1 protein-coding gene and 1 pseudogene are annotated in these 464 nt (G+C 62.3%); both read left to right on the forward strand.

Annotated elements, in window-relative coordinates; translation table 11 throughout:
- Positions 1 to 361 (forward strand): dihydrodipicolinate synthase family protein (locus tag EOA86_RS38025; RefSeq protein WP_206630297.1); only part of this gene is annotated, 361 nt, incomplete at its 5' end.
- Positions 362 to 386: 25 nt separating this feature from the next.
- A pseudogene (locus tag EOA86_RS38030) lies at positions 387 to 464 on the forward strand (SsrA-binding protein); the annotation flags it as partial.

Below are 464 nucleotides of genomic sequence, written 5' to 3' on the forward strand. Positions count from 1 at the left end.
GCGCGCGACCTGCGGCAAGGATTTCATCCAGCTTTCCGGCGAGGATGCCTCGGCGCTCGGCTTCAACGCCCATGGCGGCGTCGGCTGCATCTCGGTGACGGCGAATGTCGCGCCGCGGCTGTGCGCCGAATTCCAGGAGGCGACGCTTTCCGGTGAGAACGCCAAGGCGCTGGACTTGCAGGACCGGTTGCTGCCGCTGCACAAGGCGATTTTCCTGGAGCCCGGCGTGTCCGGCGCGAAATATGCGCTGTCGAAGCTCGGCAAGGTCGAGAACGTGCTGCGTTCACCGCTGGTCACCGTCGAGCAGTCGACCGCCGAGAAGATCGATGCGGCCATGAAGCACGCCGGCTTGATTAATTAGGGATGAGGCGCCACCTCTCCGCATCATGAATCAAGTCAGAAAAGCCGATCCCAACAACAAGACCGTTGCGGAAAACCGCAAGGCGCGGTTTTCCTATGAGGTG

It is taken from the genome of Mesorhizobium sp. M5C.F.Ca.IN.020.32.2.1, assembly GCF_004023105.1.
Classification (GTDB): Bacteria; Pseudomonadota; Alphaproteobacteria; order Rhizobiales; family Rhizobiaceae; genus Mesorhizobium; species Mesorhizobium wenxiniae.